14 protein-coding genes are annotated in these 18188 nt (G+C 31.0%); all 14 read right to left on the reverse strand.

What is annotated here, in order from left to right:
* Nucleotides 1–31 precede the first annotated feature (31 nt).
* Nucleotides 32–805, reverse strand: a complete 774-nt coding sequence (locus D2A34_RS02750; RefSeq protein WP_079440381.1) for an ABC transporter ATP-binding protein — start codon at nucleotides 803–805, stop codon at nucleotides 32–34.
* 14 nt (nucleotides 806–819) lie between these two features.
* Complete coding sequence (locus D2A34_RS02755; protein ID WP_079440382.1) at nucleotides 820–1656, reverse strand: ABC transporter permease; 837 nt, start codon at nucleotides 1654–1656, stop codon at nucleotides 820–822.
* A 507-nt stretch (nucleotides 1657–2163) separates the two neighbouring features.
* Nucleotides 2164–3468 (reverse strand): nitrogenase component 1, encoded by a 1305-nt coding sequence (locus D2A34_RS02760; RefSeq protein ID WP_079440383.1) that lies wholly within the window; start codon nucleotides 3466–3468, stop codon nucleotides 2164–2166.
* Between the two features lies 1 nt (nucleotide 3469).
* Nucleotides 3470–4867 carry a nitrogenase component 1 gene (locus D2A34_RS02765; RefSeq protein ID WP_079440384.1) on the reverse strand — a complete coding sequence of 466 codons (1398 nt, stop codon included), beginning with the start codon at nucleotides 4865–4867 and terminating at the stop codon, nucleotides 3470–3472.
* A 14-nt stretch (nucleotides 4868–4881) separates the two neighbouring features.
* Nucleotides 4882–5754 (reverse strand): nucleotide-binding protein, encoded by an 873-nt coding sequence (locus tag D2A34_RS02770; protein ID WP_079440385.1) that lies wholly within the window; start codon nucleotides 5752–5754, stop codon nucleotides 4882–4884.
* Between the two features lie 464 nt (nucleotides 5755–6218).
* Nucleotides 6219–6917 carry a 5'-methylthioadenosine/S-adenosylhomocysteine nucleosidase gene (gene mtnN / locus D2A34_RS02775; RefSeq protein ID WP_119365646.1) on the reverse strand — a complete coding sequence of 233 codons (699 nt, stop codon included), beginning with the start codon at nucleotides 6915–6917 and terminating at the stop codon, nucleotides 6219–6221.
* A gap of 44 nt (nucleotides 6918–6961) precedes the next feature.
* On the reverse strand, nucleotides 6962–8332 hold the full coding sequence (locus D2A34_RS02780) for an MATE family efflux transporter (protein WP_242966055.1): 1371 nt from the start codon (nucleotides 8330–8332) through the stop codon (nucleotides 6962–6964).
* 89 nt (nucleotides 8333–8421) lie between these two features.
* The gene (locus D2A34_RS02785; RefSeq protein ID WP_079440388.1) at nucleotides 8422–9648 is read right to left on the reverse strand and encodes an MFS transporter; all 1227 of its coding nucleotides are present in this window, start codon (nucleotides 9646–9648) and stop codon (nucleotides 8422–8424) included.
* Nucleotides 9641–10837, reverse strand: a complete 1197-nt coding sequence (locus tag D2A34_RS02790; protein WP_119365647.1) for a radical SAM protein — start codon at nucleotides 10835–10837, stop codon at nucleotides 9641–9643. The genes D2A34_RS02785 and D2A34_RS02790 overlap by 8 nt, the downstream gene beginning before the upstream one ends.
* A gap of 46 nt (nucleotides 10838–10883) precedes the next feature.
* Nucleotides 10884–11900, reverse strand: coding sequence for an aliphatic sulfonate ABC transporter substrate-binding protein (locus tag D2A34_RS02795; RefSeq protein ID WP_119365648.1), 1017 nt, complete (start codon nucleotides 11898–11900; stop codon nucleotides 10884–10886).
* A 22-nt stretch (nucleotides 11901–11922) separates the two neighbouring features.
* Nucleotides 11923–12363 carry a pyridoxamine 5'-phosphate oxidase family protein gene (locus D2A34_RS02800; protein ID WP_119365649.1) on the reverse strand — a complete coding sequence of 147 codons (441 nt, stop codon included), beginning with the start codon at nucleotides 12361–12363 and terminating at the stop codon, nucleotides 11923–11925.
* A gap of 103 nt (nucleotides 12364–12466) precedes the next feature.
* Nucleotides 12467–13642 (reverse strand): methionine adenosyltransferase, encoded by a 1176-nt coding sequence (gene metK / locus D2A34_RS02805; RefSeq protein WP_119365650.1) that lies wholly within the window; start codon nucleotides 13640–13642, stop codon nucleotides 12467–12469.
* Between the two features lie 941 nt (nucleotides 13643–14583).
* Nucleotides 14584–16320 carry a PocR ligand-binding domain-containing protein gene (locus D2A34_RS02810; protein WP_119365651.1) on the reverse strand — a complete coding sequence of 579 codons (1737 nt, stop codon included), beginning with the start codon at nucleotides 16318–16320 and terminating at the stop codon, nucleotides 14584–14586.
* 134 nt (nucleotides 16321–16454) lie between these two features.
* Nucleotides 16455–18161 (reverse strand): methyl-accepting chemotaxis protein, encoded by a 1707-nt coding sequence (locus tag D2A34_RS02815; protein ID WP_119365652.1) that lies wholly within the window; start codon nucleotides 18159–18161, stop codon nucleotides 16455–16457.
* Nucleotides 18162–18188 lie beyond the last annotated feature (27 nt).

An 18188-nucleotide genomic window follows, 5' to 3' on the forward strand; every position in this document is an offset into this window, starting at 1 on the left:
AAACAAACAAAAATTAATACCGATAAATTATCTAAATATTGTACTCTAATGTAAGACTTTTATCTTCAAAGAAATGCACTAAAATTCTCTTTTTTATTCTAGCAAAATCAACACTACCTCTGTCTCTGCTTCTTCCTAAATTAACATTAACTATTTCTTTAATTCTACCTGGTCTTGCTGACATGACCACAATTCTATCTGCTAAATATACAGCTTCTTCTATATCATGAGTAACCATAATCATTGTTGTCTTTTCTTTTTCCCATATTTTTAATATTTCATCCTGCAATGTAATCTTAGTAAGGGCGTCAAGCGCTCCAAAAGGTTCATCCAAAAGTAATACCTTAGGTGCATTTACAAGTGCTCTTGCTATAGCTGCTCTTTGGGACATTCCTCCTGATAACTGATGAGGATATACATTTCCAAAGTCTTCTAAATCAACTAGCTTTAAATGGTCAGATATAATTTCTTCTTTCTCTTTTTTATCTAATTGGTCTAAACCTATAGCTAAATTTTCTTTAATTGTAAGCCATGGAAACAATCTGTGCTCTTGAAATACCATACCTCTATCAATATCTGGTTTAGTAATTTTTTTATTATCTAAAATAACGCTTCCTTCCTCATAATCCAGAAGTCCTGCAATAATCTTAAGCAAAGTGCTCTTTCCACATCCACTGTGCCCTACAATTGCTACGAATTCTCCTTCATTTATATTTAAATTAATATCATTTAATATATTTACACTTTTTCCATCTACTTCGAAGTTCTTATTAAGATGTTCAATTGTTAATTTTTGTTCTCCCATATTACCAGACCTCCTTATTTATTATTTTCCCATGGAGTAATTTTTTTAGAAATTCTAGATAAAATCTGATCCATTATAATTCCAATAAGTGCAATTGCAAACATTCCAACAAACACAACTTCTGGTTGCATCAAGCTTCTTGCATCATTCATTCTATATCCTATTCCAGAACTTGAAGCTATTATTTCTGCACCTACAACTGCCATCCATGATATACCAAGACCAAGCTTTAATCCAACAAATATTGAAGGCAATGCTGATGGAAAATATATTTTAGTGAATAGCTTCCATTTACTTAACTTATACATATTACCTACTTCTATTAATTTTGCATCAGTTCTTTTTATTCCATTCATAGTATTTAATAAAATTGGAAAATAAGCTGCAATAACTATTACTATTATTTTAGAACTTTCTCCTATTCCAAACCATAAAACTATTAATGGAATCCAAGCTAGCATTGGTATTTGTCTTATAGACGTAAAAGTTAAGAAAAAGAATTTATTTATTCTTTCACTAATACCCATAAGAACTCCAAGCGTAATTCCTAAAGTTGCAGCAATTAAATATCCCTCCAAAACTCTTACTAAACTAATACTTATATCTTTCCAAAGCTGACCCGAATTTAATTGACTTTTTAAAGAATCAAACACTGTAGATATAGATGGTAATATTGCTGCTGAGAATAATTCTAGATTTGTGGCTACAATCCAAAGTATTAATATTAATATTGGTAAAATTGAAATATTAATATAATTAATTATTCCTTCACCACCTATATTAATAATATTCTTTTTTTGTGATTTTTCACTTTTAATTCTTACCTCTAATCCTTCTTGCACCTTTTCCATCTTACACTCCCCCTCACTTAATTTGTTGATTGTTATAACTTTACTTGATGTGGCAATTTATAACCTTAATCACTCAAAAACTAGACATATATTATTACGAGCTTCATCATATTAGTTTCTGCATAAAATCATAACCAATTATCCCTACCTGTTTACTATGATATCATGATATGTTATTAACTGTTTGGTGTCAATTAAAATATAGTAATGCCTATATTTTGACATGGTTATATCTAAATAATTTCATATATTTAGGCACTAAAAACAGAGTGGTTGTTTCGATTCTGAGGCCACCAATTTATTTTTAATATTTAAAACAGGCTAAAATGACTTGTAATTAAACTGATGAATTTATTTCTTTATGGGGTTACAAATGATCTCATCTACCTTTGTATCTAAAATATTATTAGTTCAAAGGCTGGAATATCCACCATCTTCAACGCTATAAATAAGGTCTTAAGAAACAAGAAAAATTGTTTCCTAAAACCTCTAGTTTTCTAGTAGTTCTTATTTTGCTAATAATGACTTTATATCATCACTAATTTTTTGTTGTAGTTTTCTTTCATAATTTAAGAGCACTGTACTTAAGTCTTCAAGTATATTAATTCCCCCATTAAATCCTAAATAACTTTTATTTAAAATAACTTTATCCACTTCTGGGAATGAAATAACTTGTAGCGGAATATTTAATTCTTCTGAAACTTCCTTTTCTAATGAACTTCCTAAAATTAATTCAACTTTATTGTCTTTTAATATTTCTTGAATTTCATTTAAATCATCTGTACGATATACATTTTCTCCAAGAACCTCATCTTCTTCTTGTATTGGATCTGTATAAATATTCACTTTTGAAATTAATCCAAATGTTTTAGATAAAAAGCTACTTATGCCATTAACAGTGCTTTCATCTCCAACTATTCCAAAGTTCTTTTGAAAATTATAATCAACATATAAATTTAATAAATTATTAAGATAATAATTTTCTTTCTCTTTTTCTTCATTAATATATTCTTCTATCTCTTCTGAATCAATTACTAAAAGGTTAGTAACTTTTTTAATAAAACTAGTTGTATCTTTAGCTCCTACTGGAATAGATTCTAAGTTTAAAAACGGAGTTTCATATTTATTTTTTAAATTTTCCGCAATACTAACTCCCCATTTTGAAAATACTATATTTAGTGCTGCTGAAGGAATATCCTTCCACGCTTCTATTCCTTGTCCAAATCCAAATAGAGTATTAACTTTTAATCCGATTCCTTCAAGTATTCTTCTTAATTCTTCTAAGTTACCTCTCCAATGTACATCTTGATTAGGAATTATTCCAAATATGTTTACTAAATCATTTTGTTTTGATGTATTTACAGCTGTTATTGTTGAAAGTTGATTTATTATTGCATTTACAACACCTTCATACCCTAAGTGAAATCTTCCTTTAAATCCTGGTGCCTTATAATATATAACAGGTTCACCTTGTTCCTGAGCCTCATTAGTCATTGTGATTACATCATCTCCAACAAGTTCTGGAGCACATCCACTTAATGCTACATATAAGTCTCCATCTACAACCTTAACTGTATTCTTTATTTGTTCTCTTAATCTTGATCCTCCACCAAAAATAACATGTTTTTCTGCTACATTAGTTGAAGGAATATCAAAGCCATTATAACCACTTACACTATTTACCATAGCTTGTTGAATTGTACAACCTGCTGTTGAATGAACTATTGGCACTACTCTGTTTATTTCTGATATAGTACTAATAGCTCCTTGAAGCGCGCAACTATTACGAGATTTTTCTACTCCTTGTGCCATATTATTTCACCTCCTGTTTTATGTACCAATTCGTACTCTTTTTTAACCAAGCATCTTTATACTGTAAATCACTATTTGCAGCAACACTATCAATTAGTTCTCTATTTTTTATAGATTTATTAATTAAATCGACTAATTTTTTGCCTCCATCAAAACCATAAAGAGCCACATTTCCTATAGATATTGGTATAATTCCAAGCTTTGATACCCATGCTGTCTTTTTTGCTTCTCCAATATAGATGTCTGGCTTTAATTTATTTAAAATATTTGCAATTTCAAATATCTGTCCACTTCCTACATGAACTGGAAGATCGTATTTTAATTCTTCCAATTTATTTTTATTAACTTTGTCCACTTCATCTATTGTAATCCCTATAACTTCTCCACCTAGATTTTTTATCAAAGATACCAAACTAGTTGCTTTAGAAGTTTTTAAATCAATATATATCTTTAATCCTGAAAGAGGTGATTTGTCAATTAATTTTCTTTTCTTAAAATTTTCTCTTTCTATTATTTTCTCAGCTTTATCTTGTACATTAAATACTTCTGCTACTAGTTGAAGCCACTCAGCTGTGTTTTTACTTCCTATTGGAACATTAGTTTTTATATATGGAACATTATAACTTTCTTCTAATCCTCTTCCTAAGAAAAACCCTTCATCATGATTTAATGCAATAGATACTTTTGCCTTTGAAGAATTCTTTATATCTTCATAAGTACCAAACTTCGGAATAATATTAGTTTTTATTTCTAATTCGTTAAGTAACAAAAGAATCTCTTTTATATCTTCATTATTTTCTGATAAAGAAATCAAATTTAAAACATTACTCTTTTCTTCCTCTGCATCGCCTTTAACTAAATATCTTCCTATAGCATGAAGTACTAAATCATATCCATTTATTGCAGCTTTGGATTTGAAACCATCTGTAAAAATAGGAACTATTTTAGTATTTAGCTCTTCTTCTAATTCTGATACTACCGCGCTTATATCATCATTATTAATTGCTACAACTGGCGTTGCTACTACAAATATTATTTTGGGTTCATGTTTTTTATAAGCCTCTAGAATTGTTTCTCTTAATTTATCATCTCCACCTAAAATAGTGTCTCTTTCATTTAAATTAGTAGTGTACCAACTTGATTTACTTCCATCTGCCCAAAAACGAAGTTTCGCATTTCCACAGCCCAAAGGACTGTGAACTACTGTGATAGAATCCTCTATATCTCCAACTGCTTTTAAAGCATATATTACTTCATCAAATGTAGCTTCAGAATATGTTCTTATATTTTGTCTGTCTTGATCTTCTGTAGCTAAATTATGTGCCGTTCCTAAATATGCACTTAAAGTGCTTAATCTCTTTTCTCTCCCCTGAAGTTTAATACCATCAAATGCTCCCATTAAAACTCTCCTTCCTATATTCCAAGACTTTCTTGAACAACTCCTGTTTCAGTATCGTATATTCTATCTCCCCATTCTCTTGCCCAATCTCTAAGTTCACTTACTCCTAATGGATTTGGTACAACTAAATCTTCACTTTCAGCAATATATTTTGCTAACTCTCTATATATATCTGCATGCCCAGATGTTGGATTTGCTTCTATAACTGTTTTACCAAATAATTCACTTTGAGATACTACTAATGAACGTGGCACATATCCAACTGCCTTAGTTCCTGTTCTTGATGTAAAATCATCAACTATTGCTTGTGAATATCCTGCTGTTAATCCATTAGCAATTATTCCCCCAAGCTTCGCTCCTCCTGATGGTGCATATTTATTAATTGCTTTAAATAAATTATTTGCTGCATAGATTGCCATAAAGTCAGAAGAACTTACAACATAAGCTCTGTCTGTAATTCCATCTCTTATAGGAACTGCAAATCCTCCACAAACTACGTCTCCTAAAACATCATATAAAACATAATCTGGTTTATATTCTTCAAAAAGATTTAAATCTTGAAGTAAATTTACTGCTGCATTTATACCTCTTCCTGCACATCCTACTCCTGGCACTGGTCCACCTGATTCAATACAAAGCACTCCTCCAAATCCAGTTGCAGATACATCTGATAAATGAACTTTTTTACCTTCTCTCATACTATCTAAAACTGTTGGCAAATAACTATTTCCTCTAAGTGTGTTAGTTGAATCACTCTTTGGATCACATCCTATTTGAATAACTCTATATCCTGCTTCTGCAAGTGCTGCACTTATATTTGATGTAGTAGTTGATTTACCAATACCACCTTTTCCATAAATCGCTATATGTTTTCCTATCTTTCCCATAATAATCTTCCTCTCGAATATAATTTTGTGTATTATATATATTTCATTAGCACCCCATTTTGGGGTATTATCATTTTGACTATTTCCTATAGATTTATTTTGAATGTTATATAAAAAATTAACTTAACATTTAATTAAATAGTAGTTAAAATACATATTTTATTATTCATATATGTTTAGTGTGATTTAATCATATAATTACTAATTTATGATGTCAATTACAATACGTTAACACCTATATTTTCACATGGTTAAATATAAATAATTTCATAATATGCTCTTAATCTTATCTGTTTCATATTATATTATTTTATGGTGAGCAATGTATATTTATTAAAATCCAATTTTCTAATTGAGACTTGATTGCATTGTGTCAATAAAAAGTAGGACCATATACTCTAATAAAATATAGGTGTATATGGTCTTGTTTTTTATTTTATGACACTTTTTTACGTATCTCCTGCTCATATAGATGCTAAAGATCTAGTTAGGGTATTGAGCACAAGCTTAACTGGACGCTGCTCAATATTATCACTGGAAGTCTTGATAGTCGCCTCAGCTTGATCATCCGCAAGGTCTGAAAGCGTACGCACCGCAACAAATGCAACTCCCTTTTCAGCACATACATGTGCTACTGCTGCCGACTCCATATCAAAAGCTACAGGTGTAAATTTATCATTGATCTCCTGCTTTTTTTTACTGTCACTCAGGAAAAAATCTCCTGTAGTAATCCTTCCAACATGACATGGATATCCCAATTCCTTACTCTTTTCTACAAGTATCTTAATAAAAATTTCTGGAATAACATATGGCTTTGACTTTGGTATTATACCTGCTTCATTACCCATATTAAATCCCTGAAAATCGACTTGACGATAGTCGTTTCCTATAACGATATCTCCCCTTGATACCCCATGCTGCATACCACCTGCAAAACCAATATTAATAACTAGCTTTGGTGAAAATTCTAGCAAAATCTCAGCCGTATGATATGCAGCGTTTACTTTTCCAACTCCCAAGACACTTCCATAAACAGAAATACCCAATGTATCATTTATAAATATTTTTTCATCTTTTTGATACCATGCGCTGTCCGTAGCAAATTGTTCGAATAATGGAATAATCTCTTGTTCCATTGCGGCAACTAATGCTATTTTTATCATATAAATTCTCCTTCATCTTAAATTTTATATTATTGATAATATCTTTATGCCTTCTGAACTTTATTTACAATATTTTTTGCCCATGCATATTTGTTAATCCGCCACCGTACAAAAAAGCTTTTTATAATTATCTCCACAAGAGTTAGCCCGAAAGCAACCTCAATCCCTGTATGCAAAATGATGCCAGAAATAAAAAGCAGCGGCAGTGAAATTAACCATACACCAATAGTATCCAGCATAAAACAGTAGAGCGTGTCACCACCACTGTTTAATATTCCAACGATGCCGATATGATTGCACGCTTCAAACACGATTGATATTGCTAGTAATATTGTAAGATGGAATGCTTGTACCTTCACGTAATTATCAACGTTGTAGTAGTTTATTATGACAGGGGTAAGTAGCAAAAATATAAGACTGCAAAGAATACCTACCAACGGTGCAATTCTGTGCAGTCTGCGGGAATTATGATAAGTACCCTCCATATTGCCTGCACCGATTTCCCTACCCGTCAATACGCTAGCTGATGCCGCAGCTCCCGTCATAAATACATTTGAACATTTTTGTACTATAGACACGATGCTGACCACAGCAACGGCTGATGTGCCCATCCGCCCATAAATTGTGCTATACAGCATCGTTCCAATACCATAAAGTCCTTGATTGAAAGTCACCGGAAGAACAGTTTTCAGATAATGCTTCATAAATCCAATTTCCCAGCTGAAATACCCCTCAAAACTATGACGCAAAAACGATATTCTTCCAAACATGAGAATAACCAGTAGTAAAAGCTCGATGCCTCGCGCAATTGTTGTTGCAATACCTGAGCCATATACACCTAACACAGGCATACCGAATTTACCATAAATCAAACCCAAATTAAGGAATATGTTGATGCCAATAGATACAACGGATGCAACAAGCGAGAATTTTGACCGTTCCACACTTTTGAGCAAGCTGCTAAATGTAAATATTGCACTTGAGAATATGTAATTGATAGCCGTGGCATTTAAATACTGCACCCCCAAATCGATAACAGCACTATCATCAGTGAACATAAGCATAACACTTTTGGGTAACAGTAAACAAAAAACAGCAAAAATTACTCCAATGCAGCCTCCAATAAGAATATTGAGACAAAGCATTCGCCTGATACCGTTAAAATCCTTTTTTCCCCAATACTGTGCAGTAAAAATCGCCGTTCCATTGCAAATCCCAAATGTAAGCAAACAGAACATAAAGTAAAAGTTGTTGCATAAAGTTACCGCAGCAATTGCTTTTTCGCCAAGCTGTCCCACCAAGATACCAGCGATGAGATTGACAGAAGTATCCACTACTCGTGTAAGCACAAGTGGAATTGCCAACATGGTAAACTCTTTATAAAGTGCCCTTGCCGATTGTGAAACTCTTGTCATCTCCAATAGATACCTCCTCCTTCAAAATAATATTATCTGTGATATAATTACATGGCTGGTTCTAACAAATATTTTATAAATAAACCAACTTACTTATTGTCAGACACTCTATTATCCATATTAATATATATATATATCCCAACTATAAGAAGTATTGGTATATACCCTAAAAATATTGCACTATAACTAAAAATCTCTCCTATAAATCCACCAAACATTGGACCAAAGGTTGACCCCATTCCAGTGCAAGCTGATAACGCACTTGACACTTTCCCCTTTTTACCTTTAACACTCCCTAGGCTAGAATAGGTTATTATATTTAATAATCCGGTTCCTGCTCCAAGTATGCTTGTTCCAAATATTATTATCCAAACACTTTTGTAAACAGCTATTATTAATAATCCCAACATCATTATAGTAATACTGGTTAAATATAGATTCTTCCTACTATATCTATATAATAATCCTCCACCAAGAAATACTACTATTACATAAGCAATTCCTTCTGTTATCAAAAACCATGAAGCATATTGAATTTTTACATTTAATATATTAACCAAATATACAACTATAAAAGTTGCAAATGATGAGAAACATGCAGTACTTACACCCTCAATTATTACAGTTTGCCTCAAAATACTATCTTTTAACAGTTCCTTAAATTCCTTTAACTGCTCTACAATATTAAATTTAATTTTTACACTCTTTTCATTATTATTTTCCATAAATATAAAAAACAATAATGGGATCATAGGTAATAAAGTTAATATTGCAGTTATATTAAATACGTTGATGTAACTAAATATGCTTATTAAATATCCTCCTGCTAAAGGACCAATAAACGTCAAACCTATTGACATTGCACCCCTATACCATCCTGATTTTTCAATACCTATTTCATTTAATTTATTAAAAAATGCTGCATTTAGTGATGTAAATCTTAAAGAGTTTGAGAATCCTTGAAGTGCCATAGCAATAATTATTACCTCTGGCGATGTTGATAATGCTAACATAAATGTTGTCAGAGTACTAAATATACTTCCAAAAACATATAACCTCTTAGCGCCATAATTATCTACTAAAAGTCCTGAAGGTAATACCATTATCAAAGCACCTATACCTGACATTCCTTTAATAATTCCAACCTGACTAGTACTTGCGCCCATACTTATTGCAAAAAGAGGTAATACCATAGAAATTATCCCACAGCACATTCCTGTTAAAATATTTATTGTTACAAATCCAAATAATATATATTTCTTATCTATTGATAACTTTCTTGCTTTCACATCATCACAAAATATTTCTCTAATCATTCTTTTTCTTGAATATAGGCAGACGCTCTTCTTCTATTCTATATATGTCATGAACAAAAAAATCAGGCGAAGGTGAAGCATCAAAGTACTGCTCATAAGTAAATCCAGCTTTCTTTAATATTGCATAAGTTTTTTTAGCCATATCTAGATGCCATTCTGGAGTTGGTGTTCTATGCCCTTCTAATTTAGATCCTGGATTTGGATTCCAAGGATTTGTTAAACTTATAATTCCTTTTGATGCCAAATATTCTACTCCTTCAAGAGTTTTTTCTTTTGGCTCTATTCCCGTTACAAAACCTGTTCTAACCCTACCAAAACCAAAAACTTTTACTGCATATTCTAGTAAGTCTACCCAATGTTGCCATCCACCGCATTCTTTTTCCTTACCAGGACAAATTGTTTTAAAAATATTTTTATCCCATATTTCTAATTGGATAGCTATAGTTCTATACCCAGCTTCTTTATATTTATCTATAACACTAAAATCATCTGGAGCTCCTATTACAGCTGTACCATTAAAATCTACTAATCCTGTATGTTCTTGAATTGCTTCTGCGACATCAATATAATATTCAACTTCTCTTCTCTCAGGTATAAATCCACCTGTAATATTAACATGCTTCCCACCATCATACTTATATGCAGCTGCTACTGTTTCTCCTATTTGCTTCGGATTTTTCCATTTTATATTTTCTTTTTCTGCATAGGTATCTTTTGTTGCATTTGCATTACAAAATAGGCAATCTAATCCCTTTTCCTTGAGTGAACATTCATTACTATAAGCCACACCTACAGTTCCCCCTGGAGTAAAGCTTGCAACATGCGACATCTCTGTTCCATCAGAAGTATTTAATTTATAGTAATTAGGCCTTTTATCAAATTCTATTGGGAATAATTCCTTATCATTTTCTGCTAGATAATATTTGTCATCATGATATTTAATTGAAAGTCTAGAATTAACATCCCAATTAAAGTTATATCTCAACCCATTTGGTGATGTAAATCCGCATGGAAAACTAATTCCAACATGATCATGATGATCCATTTCAAAAAGTGAATGAATCTGCTCTTGATATTCCCCTCCTAAATCAAGATGTTTAAAAATAGCTGGATTTGCATTAACACCTTCTACATTTACTTTTGCCTTAAGCTCTAATTCTTTATAAAGAATTTCTTTAATATTACTCATTTATTTTTTCCTCCTTCATTATCTAAAAAATTATTTAAATTTATAATTAATTATTTTTTACTGCATCATAATAACTAGTATTAATCCATTTATTTATATCTATATCATTCTTAATCAAATCATTTTTCTTTAAAAACTCTACAGTAGACTTTCCACTATTAATAACTTCATCACTTATAGTGATGTCATCTACATAATCATTTTTAGGATACAAATACTTATAAGTTTCTTCTGAATTTCCAGCTTTAACCCATTGTTGCAAATTTGCTTGCTCATCTTCTTCAGAAAGTTTCTTCGCTCTTACTAACCCTTTTAATATGGCTTTAATTATTTCTGGATTCTGCTTTGCAAATTCTGTTCTTGCAACATAATAAGAAGAAGTATTCCATTGAGGATTTTGTCTGTAATCTACTATTTCTTTAGCATAACCACTTAACACTAATTTTCCTAAAGATACTCCACCAATAACAATTCCATCAACATTTCCTGACGTTAATGCATCTGCTGAATTTTGAGAATTCATGTTCACAAACTGAATATCATTTATTGTAAGTCCATCATTTTGCAATATATTTAGCAATACCTCGTGCATATATGCTCCCTTTTGAGTTGCGATTTTCTTACCTTTCACATCTTTAACTGAATTAATATTAGAATTTTTAGGGACTATAAGTGATGCAGCATTACGAAGTCCTGATGTAGCTATTAGTTCTGTATCTATGCCTGCGGCTTTCCCAATAACAGCTGGCACATCTCCTAAATTTGCGACATCTAAGTTTCCACCCGCTAGTGATTCATTTATTGCTGGTCCTGCACCTGTCATAGGAACAAATTCTGCTTTTACATTTATTTTACTTAACTCCTCATCAATATAACCTTTATCTTTTGCAATACCTAAAGTACCGGTTATTTGCCCTGTGCCAGTAGCATCAACGAACCCAAATTTTACCGTATTAACACTACTTTTTTCCTTTACTTCTGCTTTTTTATTACTTCCACATGCTATAATATTCAATGTAAATATTCCTAATATAGCAATAACACCAAGTAGTCTTTTTTTCATTACTAACACCTCCTTGTATAATCTAAAATTCAATCTTTTGTATTCTTTCTTCTGGTTTTTCTTTAGAAAAATCTAAAACTTTTATCTCTTTAGGTACTACTCTGTAAATATTATGAGTATCTCCTTCTAACTTTAATTGAGGTCTTCTCTTTGCAATATATTTAAGTCCTTCATCAAATTGATCTTCACCTTTAACTTCTTCTGCTATTCCTTTTACTTCAATATTTACAAATTTAGATCTTTCTTGGTTCTCATGTTCAAATAAAAGTGACACATTGTTATTGCCTTCAATTTCTTCTACTTTATTACTTTTCTTAGCTGTTGAAAAATAAATTGTAATATCATTTACACCAAAGCCTCCAATTGTTCTTATATTTGGATTATTATTAGAATCTACTGTTGCTAATACAGCTGTTTTACTGCTTTCTAAATATTCACTTATTTCCTTATTTTTATTTGGCATTATAATTCCTCCTCTTTTTTATTAATACTTTTTCTTAATATAAAAGGCTTTAAGAAATAATTTTTTATTTCTTAAAACCTCTAGCTATCTAGTCAGTTTTTAATTATAAATACTTTTTTATATCATCAACCTTATTCAATTTTTCCCAAGGTAAATCAAGATCTGTTCTTCCAAAATGTCCATAAGCAGCTGTTTGCTTATATATTGGTCTCTTTAAATCTAATGTCTTAATTATTGCAGCTGGTCTTAAATCAAATTCTTTATCTATAATTTCTGCTATCTTTTCTTCGTCAATCTTACCGGTTCCAAATGTGTCTACAGTTATTGATACTGGCTTTGCAACTCCAATTGCATAAGAAATTTGTATTTCTAACTTATTGGCAACTCCTGCTGCAACTAAATTTTTAGCAATCCACCTTGAAACATAAGCTCCTGATCTATCTACCTTTGTTGGATCTTTTCCTGAGAAAGCTCCTCCACCGTGTCTTGAATACCCACCGTAGGTATCAACAATTATCTTCCTACCAGTTAATCCAGCATCCCCTTGTGGTCCACCTATAACAAATCTTCCCGTCGGATTAATAAAATACTTTGTATTTTCATCTAATAGTTCTGATGGAACAACTGCTTTAACTACTTTTTCTATTAAGTCATTGTGTATTTGATCATTAGTAGCTTCTGGTGCATGTTGTGTCGAAATAACAATCGTATCAACTCTTACTGGCTTATCATCTTCATATTCTATAGTTACTTGTGTTTTACCATCTGGTCTTAAATATTCTAATTCACCATTTTTTCTAACTTCTGCAAGTCTTCTTGCAAGCTTTTGTGCGAGTGTTATTGGAAGTGGTAAGTATTCATCTGTTTCATTAGTTGCAAAACCAAACATCATTCCTTGGTCTCCGGCTCCTGTTAATGAAAGAGTATCATCTTCTCCATCTCTAACTTCCTTTGCAGTATCAACTCCAACTGCTATATCACTTGATTGTTCATCTATTGATGTTTGAACTGCACAAGTTTTATAATCAAATCCATATTCTCCACTTGTATATCCTATTTCCTTAATTGTCTCTCTTACTATCTTTGGAATATCTACATAACTTTTTGTTGAAATTTCCCCAAACACATGTATGAAGCCTGTCCCAGTTGATGTTTCGCAAGCTACTCTTCCTTCTGAATCTTCTGATAAAATAGCATCTAAAATAGCATCTGATACTTGATCGCATATTTTATCTGGATGCCCTTCTGTTACCGATTCTGATGTAAATAGTTTTTTCATTTTAAATCTTCCTTTCATTTTGAGATAATAAAAAGACTAATTACAAAATATTCTTATTATGCAAATCTTCGGAATTGCATTTATTATTTATCTTATAATTAGTCTCCAGCCTTTCTGGTCAACCTACTGATATTTCTAAACGTTATTTATTAACTTTAAAATTAATTATTAATAGGCAATAGTATAATCCATTATTCATATCTGTTTGCTATGATATAATTCTATGATGGTCAGTGCATAATGTCAATTCATATACACTAACATATATATTTTCACATAGTTAAATATAAATAATGTCATATATTGACCTAATTAATTTAATAAAACCTATATTATAATTGAAGCATAGTTGCATTGTGTTTACAAAAAGTAAGACCATATACACTAGTAAATCTAGTCTTACATGGTCTTACTTTTTATTATGCTTTATATACTATAATTATAATAACATCTTCGCTAATTTATGAAAAAGTTTATTTCTTACAAGTTATTTGCCTTGTTCTTCATATACTTTGTTAATAAACCATTGATGGCATTGTCAACATCACCTTTCCAATAAGTTACTCTCCTTTGAATCCACACCAAAAGTAATTAAGAACTACTCCTAGTACTGATAGCAAAAGTATTCCTGCAAACATTTCAGGTACCATAAATTTTACATTACTCATATCATTACCTCCTAACTTATTATGTTAGTGCAAAGTATTTACACTACTTATTTTAAAATTCTCTTTATATATTAAGGATTAAACATTTTTTGTACAAAGAGAACAACGCCCCGAATCTCTTTAAATTTATGATCTTGCGCTTAGCAGGTGGTTTTCTAAACGCTAATGCATAAATAAAAAAAGCTATGGTACTAACCCCACAGCTTTTAAACTATAATTTTATGTATTTGTAGTGAAATCTAACAAAAAAATCAAACAGTATTATTTTCTCTTCTAATTTGCATATATATCTGAAAATTCAATTCTTATCTTTTCAATATAATTACTTAAATTATTATCAATTAATTTTAAATTTTCTCTACTATTACTACTATCTACAACATTAACTGGAAATTTCAAAATAAATTTAGTTCCAATCCCGTACTTACTTTCGGCCGAAATGCTCCCCCCTTGCATCTCTAATAATGATTTTGCAAGAGATAATCCTATTCCACTTCCCTCCTGATTTCTTGTAAATGATTTATCTACCTGCCTAAACCTGTCAAATATTATGTCTACCTTATCTTGTGGTATACCTATTCCAGTATCTTCAACTGAGATTGTTATATATTCTTTACCATCCTTTATGCGTACAAATATACTCCCACCAGGTTCTGTAAATTTTGTAGCATTTGATAGAATATTAAGCATTATCCTTTCAACTTTATCTAAATCACAGGCTATTACCTTTTCCTCTATATTAGTATCAAATGTGATATTTATGTTATTACACTCCGTATATTCTGCTACAGATAGAACTATTTCTTCTATTACATTTATAATATTGCAATTTACCATATTAATCTCAAGAAACCCTGAATCCAACTTCGTAAAATCAATAAGATTATTAATTAATCTTATTAATCTATAACAATTTTGAGTTTGAATATTAAGATTATTGGTTATTTTCTCCTTATTGATCACTTTTTCTTGTACATTCATATTAATAACTTTTGTTGTACAAAGCAAGAGATTTAATGGTGTTTTTAATTCATGAGAAATATTCGCAAAAAATTCTGTTCTTATTCTCTCAAGCTCTATAGCTTCATTTTTTAATGTCAATTCTGCTTGCTTTCTTTCTGTAATATTGCGAACAGTTCCTAAAATCCTCTCATCTCCATCTATATTTATTACTCTAACGCTTGCTTCTACCCACAATTTGCTGCCATCTTTTCTTCTACAAATTACTTCTAAAATCAATTTATCTAATTTCTTAACCTCAGCAACTATCTCACTTACATTAGCATAATTACATGACTCTTGAAAACAAATAATTTGTCCCACATTTATATTTAGCAATTCTTCTTTGCTGTAGCTAGACATAGATACGGCAGTTTCATTTACATCTAATATATTTCCATTTAAATCACCAATATATATTGCATCATTAACTAAATTAAATATTGTATCTAAATATTTCTTACTCTTTTGAAGCTTTTTTTGAGAATTTTCGTACTCTAGTTGCCTCATCCCACTTTCAACCATAGTCATAATAAGTCCTTTATAATACTCAATTATATGTTCAACTTTTTCTCTTGAAAAAGTTGGAACTCTACTCAGTGCATCTAGGTATTCTTCTTCGTTAAATCCGTATTTTTGTGCTTGTTTGCGAAAATATTCTTTATTTATAACTTCATCATCGTAAAAAAATTGTCCAAAGAAAAGTGTTGCTATATGTACATCTGATAAAATAATAGGTATTGCTATATCCCACATATTATTCAAACATTTATAAGCTATATGATCATTTTTATTAATGTGTGATCTAATATAGTCGTTACTAATAGCACAATTTTTACAAGTTATTTTATGTGCCATATGATATTTAGTGCATATATCCTGCCATCCTACTGCAACTTCAATATTTCCATCTATCCCAATTATACCTATTGGAATTCCTGCAACTGCGTAAATATTTTCAGCAATTTTTCTTATAGAAGCAATATTTATCAATTCCTTAAAATTAAACATCCCAATAACCTCTCTTTATCCAGCAATTAATTATTAAAATATTCTAAAAACCTAGAAGAAAGCATAAGCTAAGAAGCTCATACTTTCTTCAGTAACTCTATATAAATCTCTAACCATTATTCTTAATTTATTCTTTATATTTTAAATTTTTGTACCATTTCATTAAGTCTTTGCGCGAGTTCAGCCTGGCTATGAGCTGTCTCTGCTACCTGTCCTATTGCCATAGTAGCTTCATCCATACTTTCCTTTATTTTATCTGCTTGCTCGTTAGATTTTTGTGCTGCGGTAGCAACTTCTTGTACAACTTCACTAACTTGCCCCACAGTCGCTGTTATTTCTTCTGACATAGATGCAATCTCTTCAGACATAGTGCTCACAAAGTTTGAATCATTATAGTATTGGCTTCCAGTCTCTCTATAAGCATTAAATTGCTCGTTAACTTCATTATTTATAAATCTTAAGATATCATTTCCAGTATCAATACTATTATTGAACGTCTCTCTAACTTTTACGATTGTTTCTTGAATAGCAGTTACCGCCTGAGATGACTGTTCTGCTAGTTTTCTTACTTCTTCAGCAACTACCGCAAAGCCTTTACCTTGTTCTCCTGCTCTTGCAGCTTCAATAGCCGCGTTTAAGGCTAATAAATTTGTTTGTTCAGCTATTCCACCTATAGTATCTGCCATAATTTTAATGCTTTCTACAACTTTTCCATTTTCAATAACTTGCATCATCTTATTTTCTTTTTCAGAGTATAGCTCTTTTGTCTGTTCTAGTGCATTCTTGCTCTTTAACTGAACCTGCGTAGCTCTTTCCTTAGATTTATTTGCACTACCGCTGCCTTCCATAGCTCTTTCTGAAAGCTCAATAATACTTGCATTAATTTCTTCTACTGATGCACTCATTTCTTCTGATGCCGCGCTTGATTCCTGCATACCTGCTGCAATTTGGTTTATAGCATCATCTATGCTTACGGCTTTAGACGCCAGTTCTTCTGCTGTAGCTGATAGCTCTTCACTTGATGCACTTATATCCTGTGAATTCCCCATTATTTCTTTAACTAATATATTTACATTTTCTTGTGCTTTATTTAGAGATACACCAGTTTGTCCGAATTCATCTTTCCTTGTAATAATGATTGAGGTTGAAAAATCATATTTAGCTAGTCTTTCTGCATATTCCTTTATCTTATTAAGAGGTGCATTTATATGCCTTGACATATACACACCAAGCATCATTGCAATTATGAATCCTAATATGGTTAATATTAGGATAGTTGTGCTTGAATTTTCATATATTGAGTCAATATTATTATTAGCTTCATCTGCTAAATTAAAATTTGCTTCTATAATTTTATCAAGGCTGTTCATCATCTCATTTTCTATTGGTTGAAATTTTGCAAATTGGTTTTGTGCCTCATTAAAATCGTTGGACTTAGCTGCATTTATTATTTTTTGCCTTACATCTCTATATTTTGTCACATTATTTCTGAATTCTGTAAAAACCTTTTTTTCATCCTCTGTAGTAGCCAAATTTTCATACTCAGCGATATATTTATTATCGTCCTCTACCATTTTAGCAATTTTTTTTTCTGCTTCTGATACTATATTCTTATCCTTTCCATACATTATAGTTAATATTTGTGACTTAATTTCAGACATATTTGATTTTATAGATAAGTTTTGTCTAATACTTTGTAAGTTATCACTATACATACTTTCAGCATTATTATGTACCTTTCCTAATGAAATTCCTCCAACTAAACCCACTATCCCAATAATCACAGCTACTACTAGAAATGATAAAACTAGTTTAGTTTTAACTTTGTTAAATAAGTTCATCTAATATTTCCTCCTTTAGTTGAAATT

It is taken from the genome of Clostridium chromiireducens, assembly GCF_003575225.1.
Classification (GTDB): Bacteria; Bacillota; Clostridia; order Clostridiales; family Clostridiaceae; genus Clostridium; species Clostridium chromiireducens.

What these genes read in the sequence shown, in the direction of transcription:
- D2A34_RS02815 (WP_119365652.1), bottom strand. Translation starts at nt 18,161, where the DNA reads ATGAACTTATTTAACAAAGTTAAAACTAAACTAGTTTTATCATTTCTA.
- D2A34_RS02765 (WP_079440384.1), bottom strand. Translation starts at nt 4,867, where the DNA reads ATGGGAGCATTTGATGGTATTAAACTTCAGGGGAGAGAAAAGAGATTA.
- D2A34_RS02785 (WP_079440388.1), bottom strand. Translation starts at nt 9,648, where the DNA reads ATGATTAGAGAAATATTTTGTGATGATGTGAAAGCAAGAAAGTTATCA.
- D2A34_RS02755 (WP_079440382.1), bottom strand. Translation starts at nt 1,656, where the DNA reads ATGGAAAAGGTGCAAGAAGGATTAGAGGTAAGAATTAAAAGTGAAAAA.
- mtnN (WP_119365646.1), bottom strand. Translation starts at nt 6,917, where the DNA reads ATGATAAAAATAGCATTAGTTGCCGCAATGGAACAAGAGATTATTCCA.
- D2A34_RS02795 (WP_119365648.1), bottom strand. Translation starts at nt 11,900, where the DNA reads ATGAAAAAAAGACTACTTGGTGTTATTGCTATATTAGGAATATTTACA.
- D2A34_RS02750 (WP_079440381.1), bottom strand. Translation starts at nt 805, where the DNA reads ATGGGAGAACAAAAATTAACAATTGAACATCTTAATAAGAACTTCGAA.
- metK (WP_119365650.1), bottom strand. Translation starts at nt 13,642, where the DNA reads ATGAAAAAACTATTTACATCAGAATCGGTAACAGAAGGGCATCCAGAT.
- D2A34_RS02770 (WP_079440385.1), bottom strand. Translation starts at nt 5,754, where the DNA reads ATGGGAAAGATAGGAAAACATATAGCGATTTATGGAAAAGGTGGTATT.
- D2A34_RS02800 (WP_119365649.1), bottom strand. Translation starts at nt 12,363, where the DNA reads ATGCCAAATAAAAATAAGGAAATAAGTGAATATTTAGAAAGCAGTAAA.
- D2A34_RS02780 (WP_242966055.1), bottom strand. Translation starts at nt 8,332, where the DNA reads ATGACAAGAGTTTCACAATCGGCAAGGGCACTTTATAAAGAGTTTACC.
- D2A34_RS02760 (WP_079440383.1), bottom strand. Translation starts at nt 3,468, where the DNA reads ATGGCACAAGGAGTAGAAAAATCTCGTAATAGTTGCGCGCTTCAAGGA.
- D2A34_RS02790 (WP_119365647.1), bottom strand. Translation starts at nt 10,837, where the DNA reads ATGAGTAATATTAAAGAAATTCTTTATAAAGAATTAGAGCTTAAGGCA.
- D2A34_RS02810 (WP_119365651.1), bottom strand. Translation starts at nt 16,320, where the DNA reads ATGTTTAATTTTAAGGAATTGATAAATATTGCTTCTATAAGAAAAATT.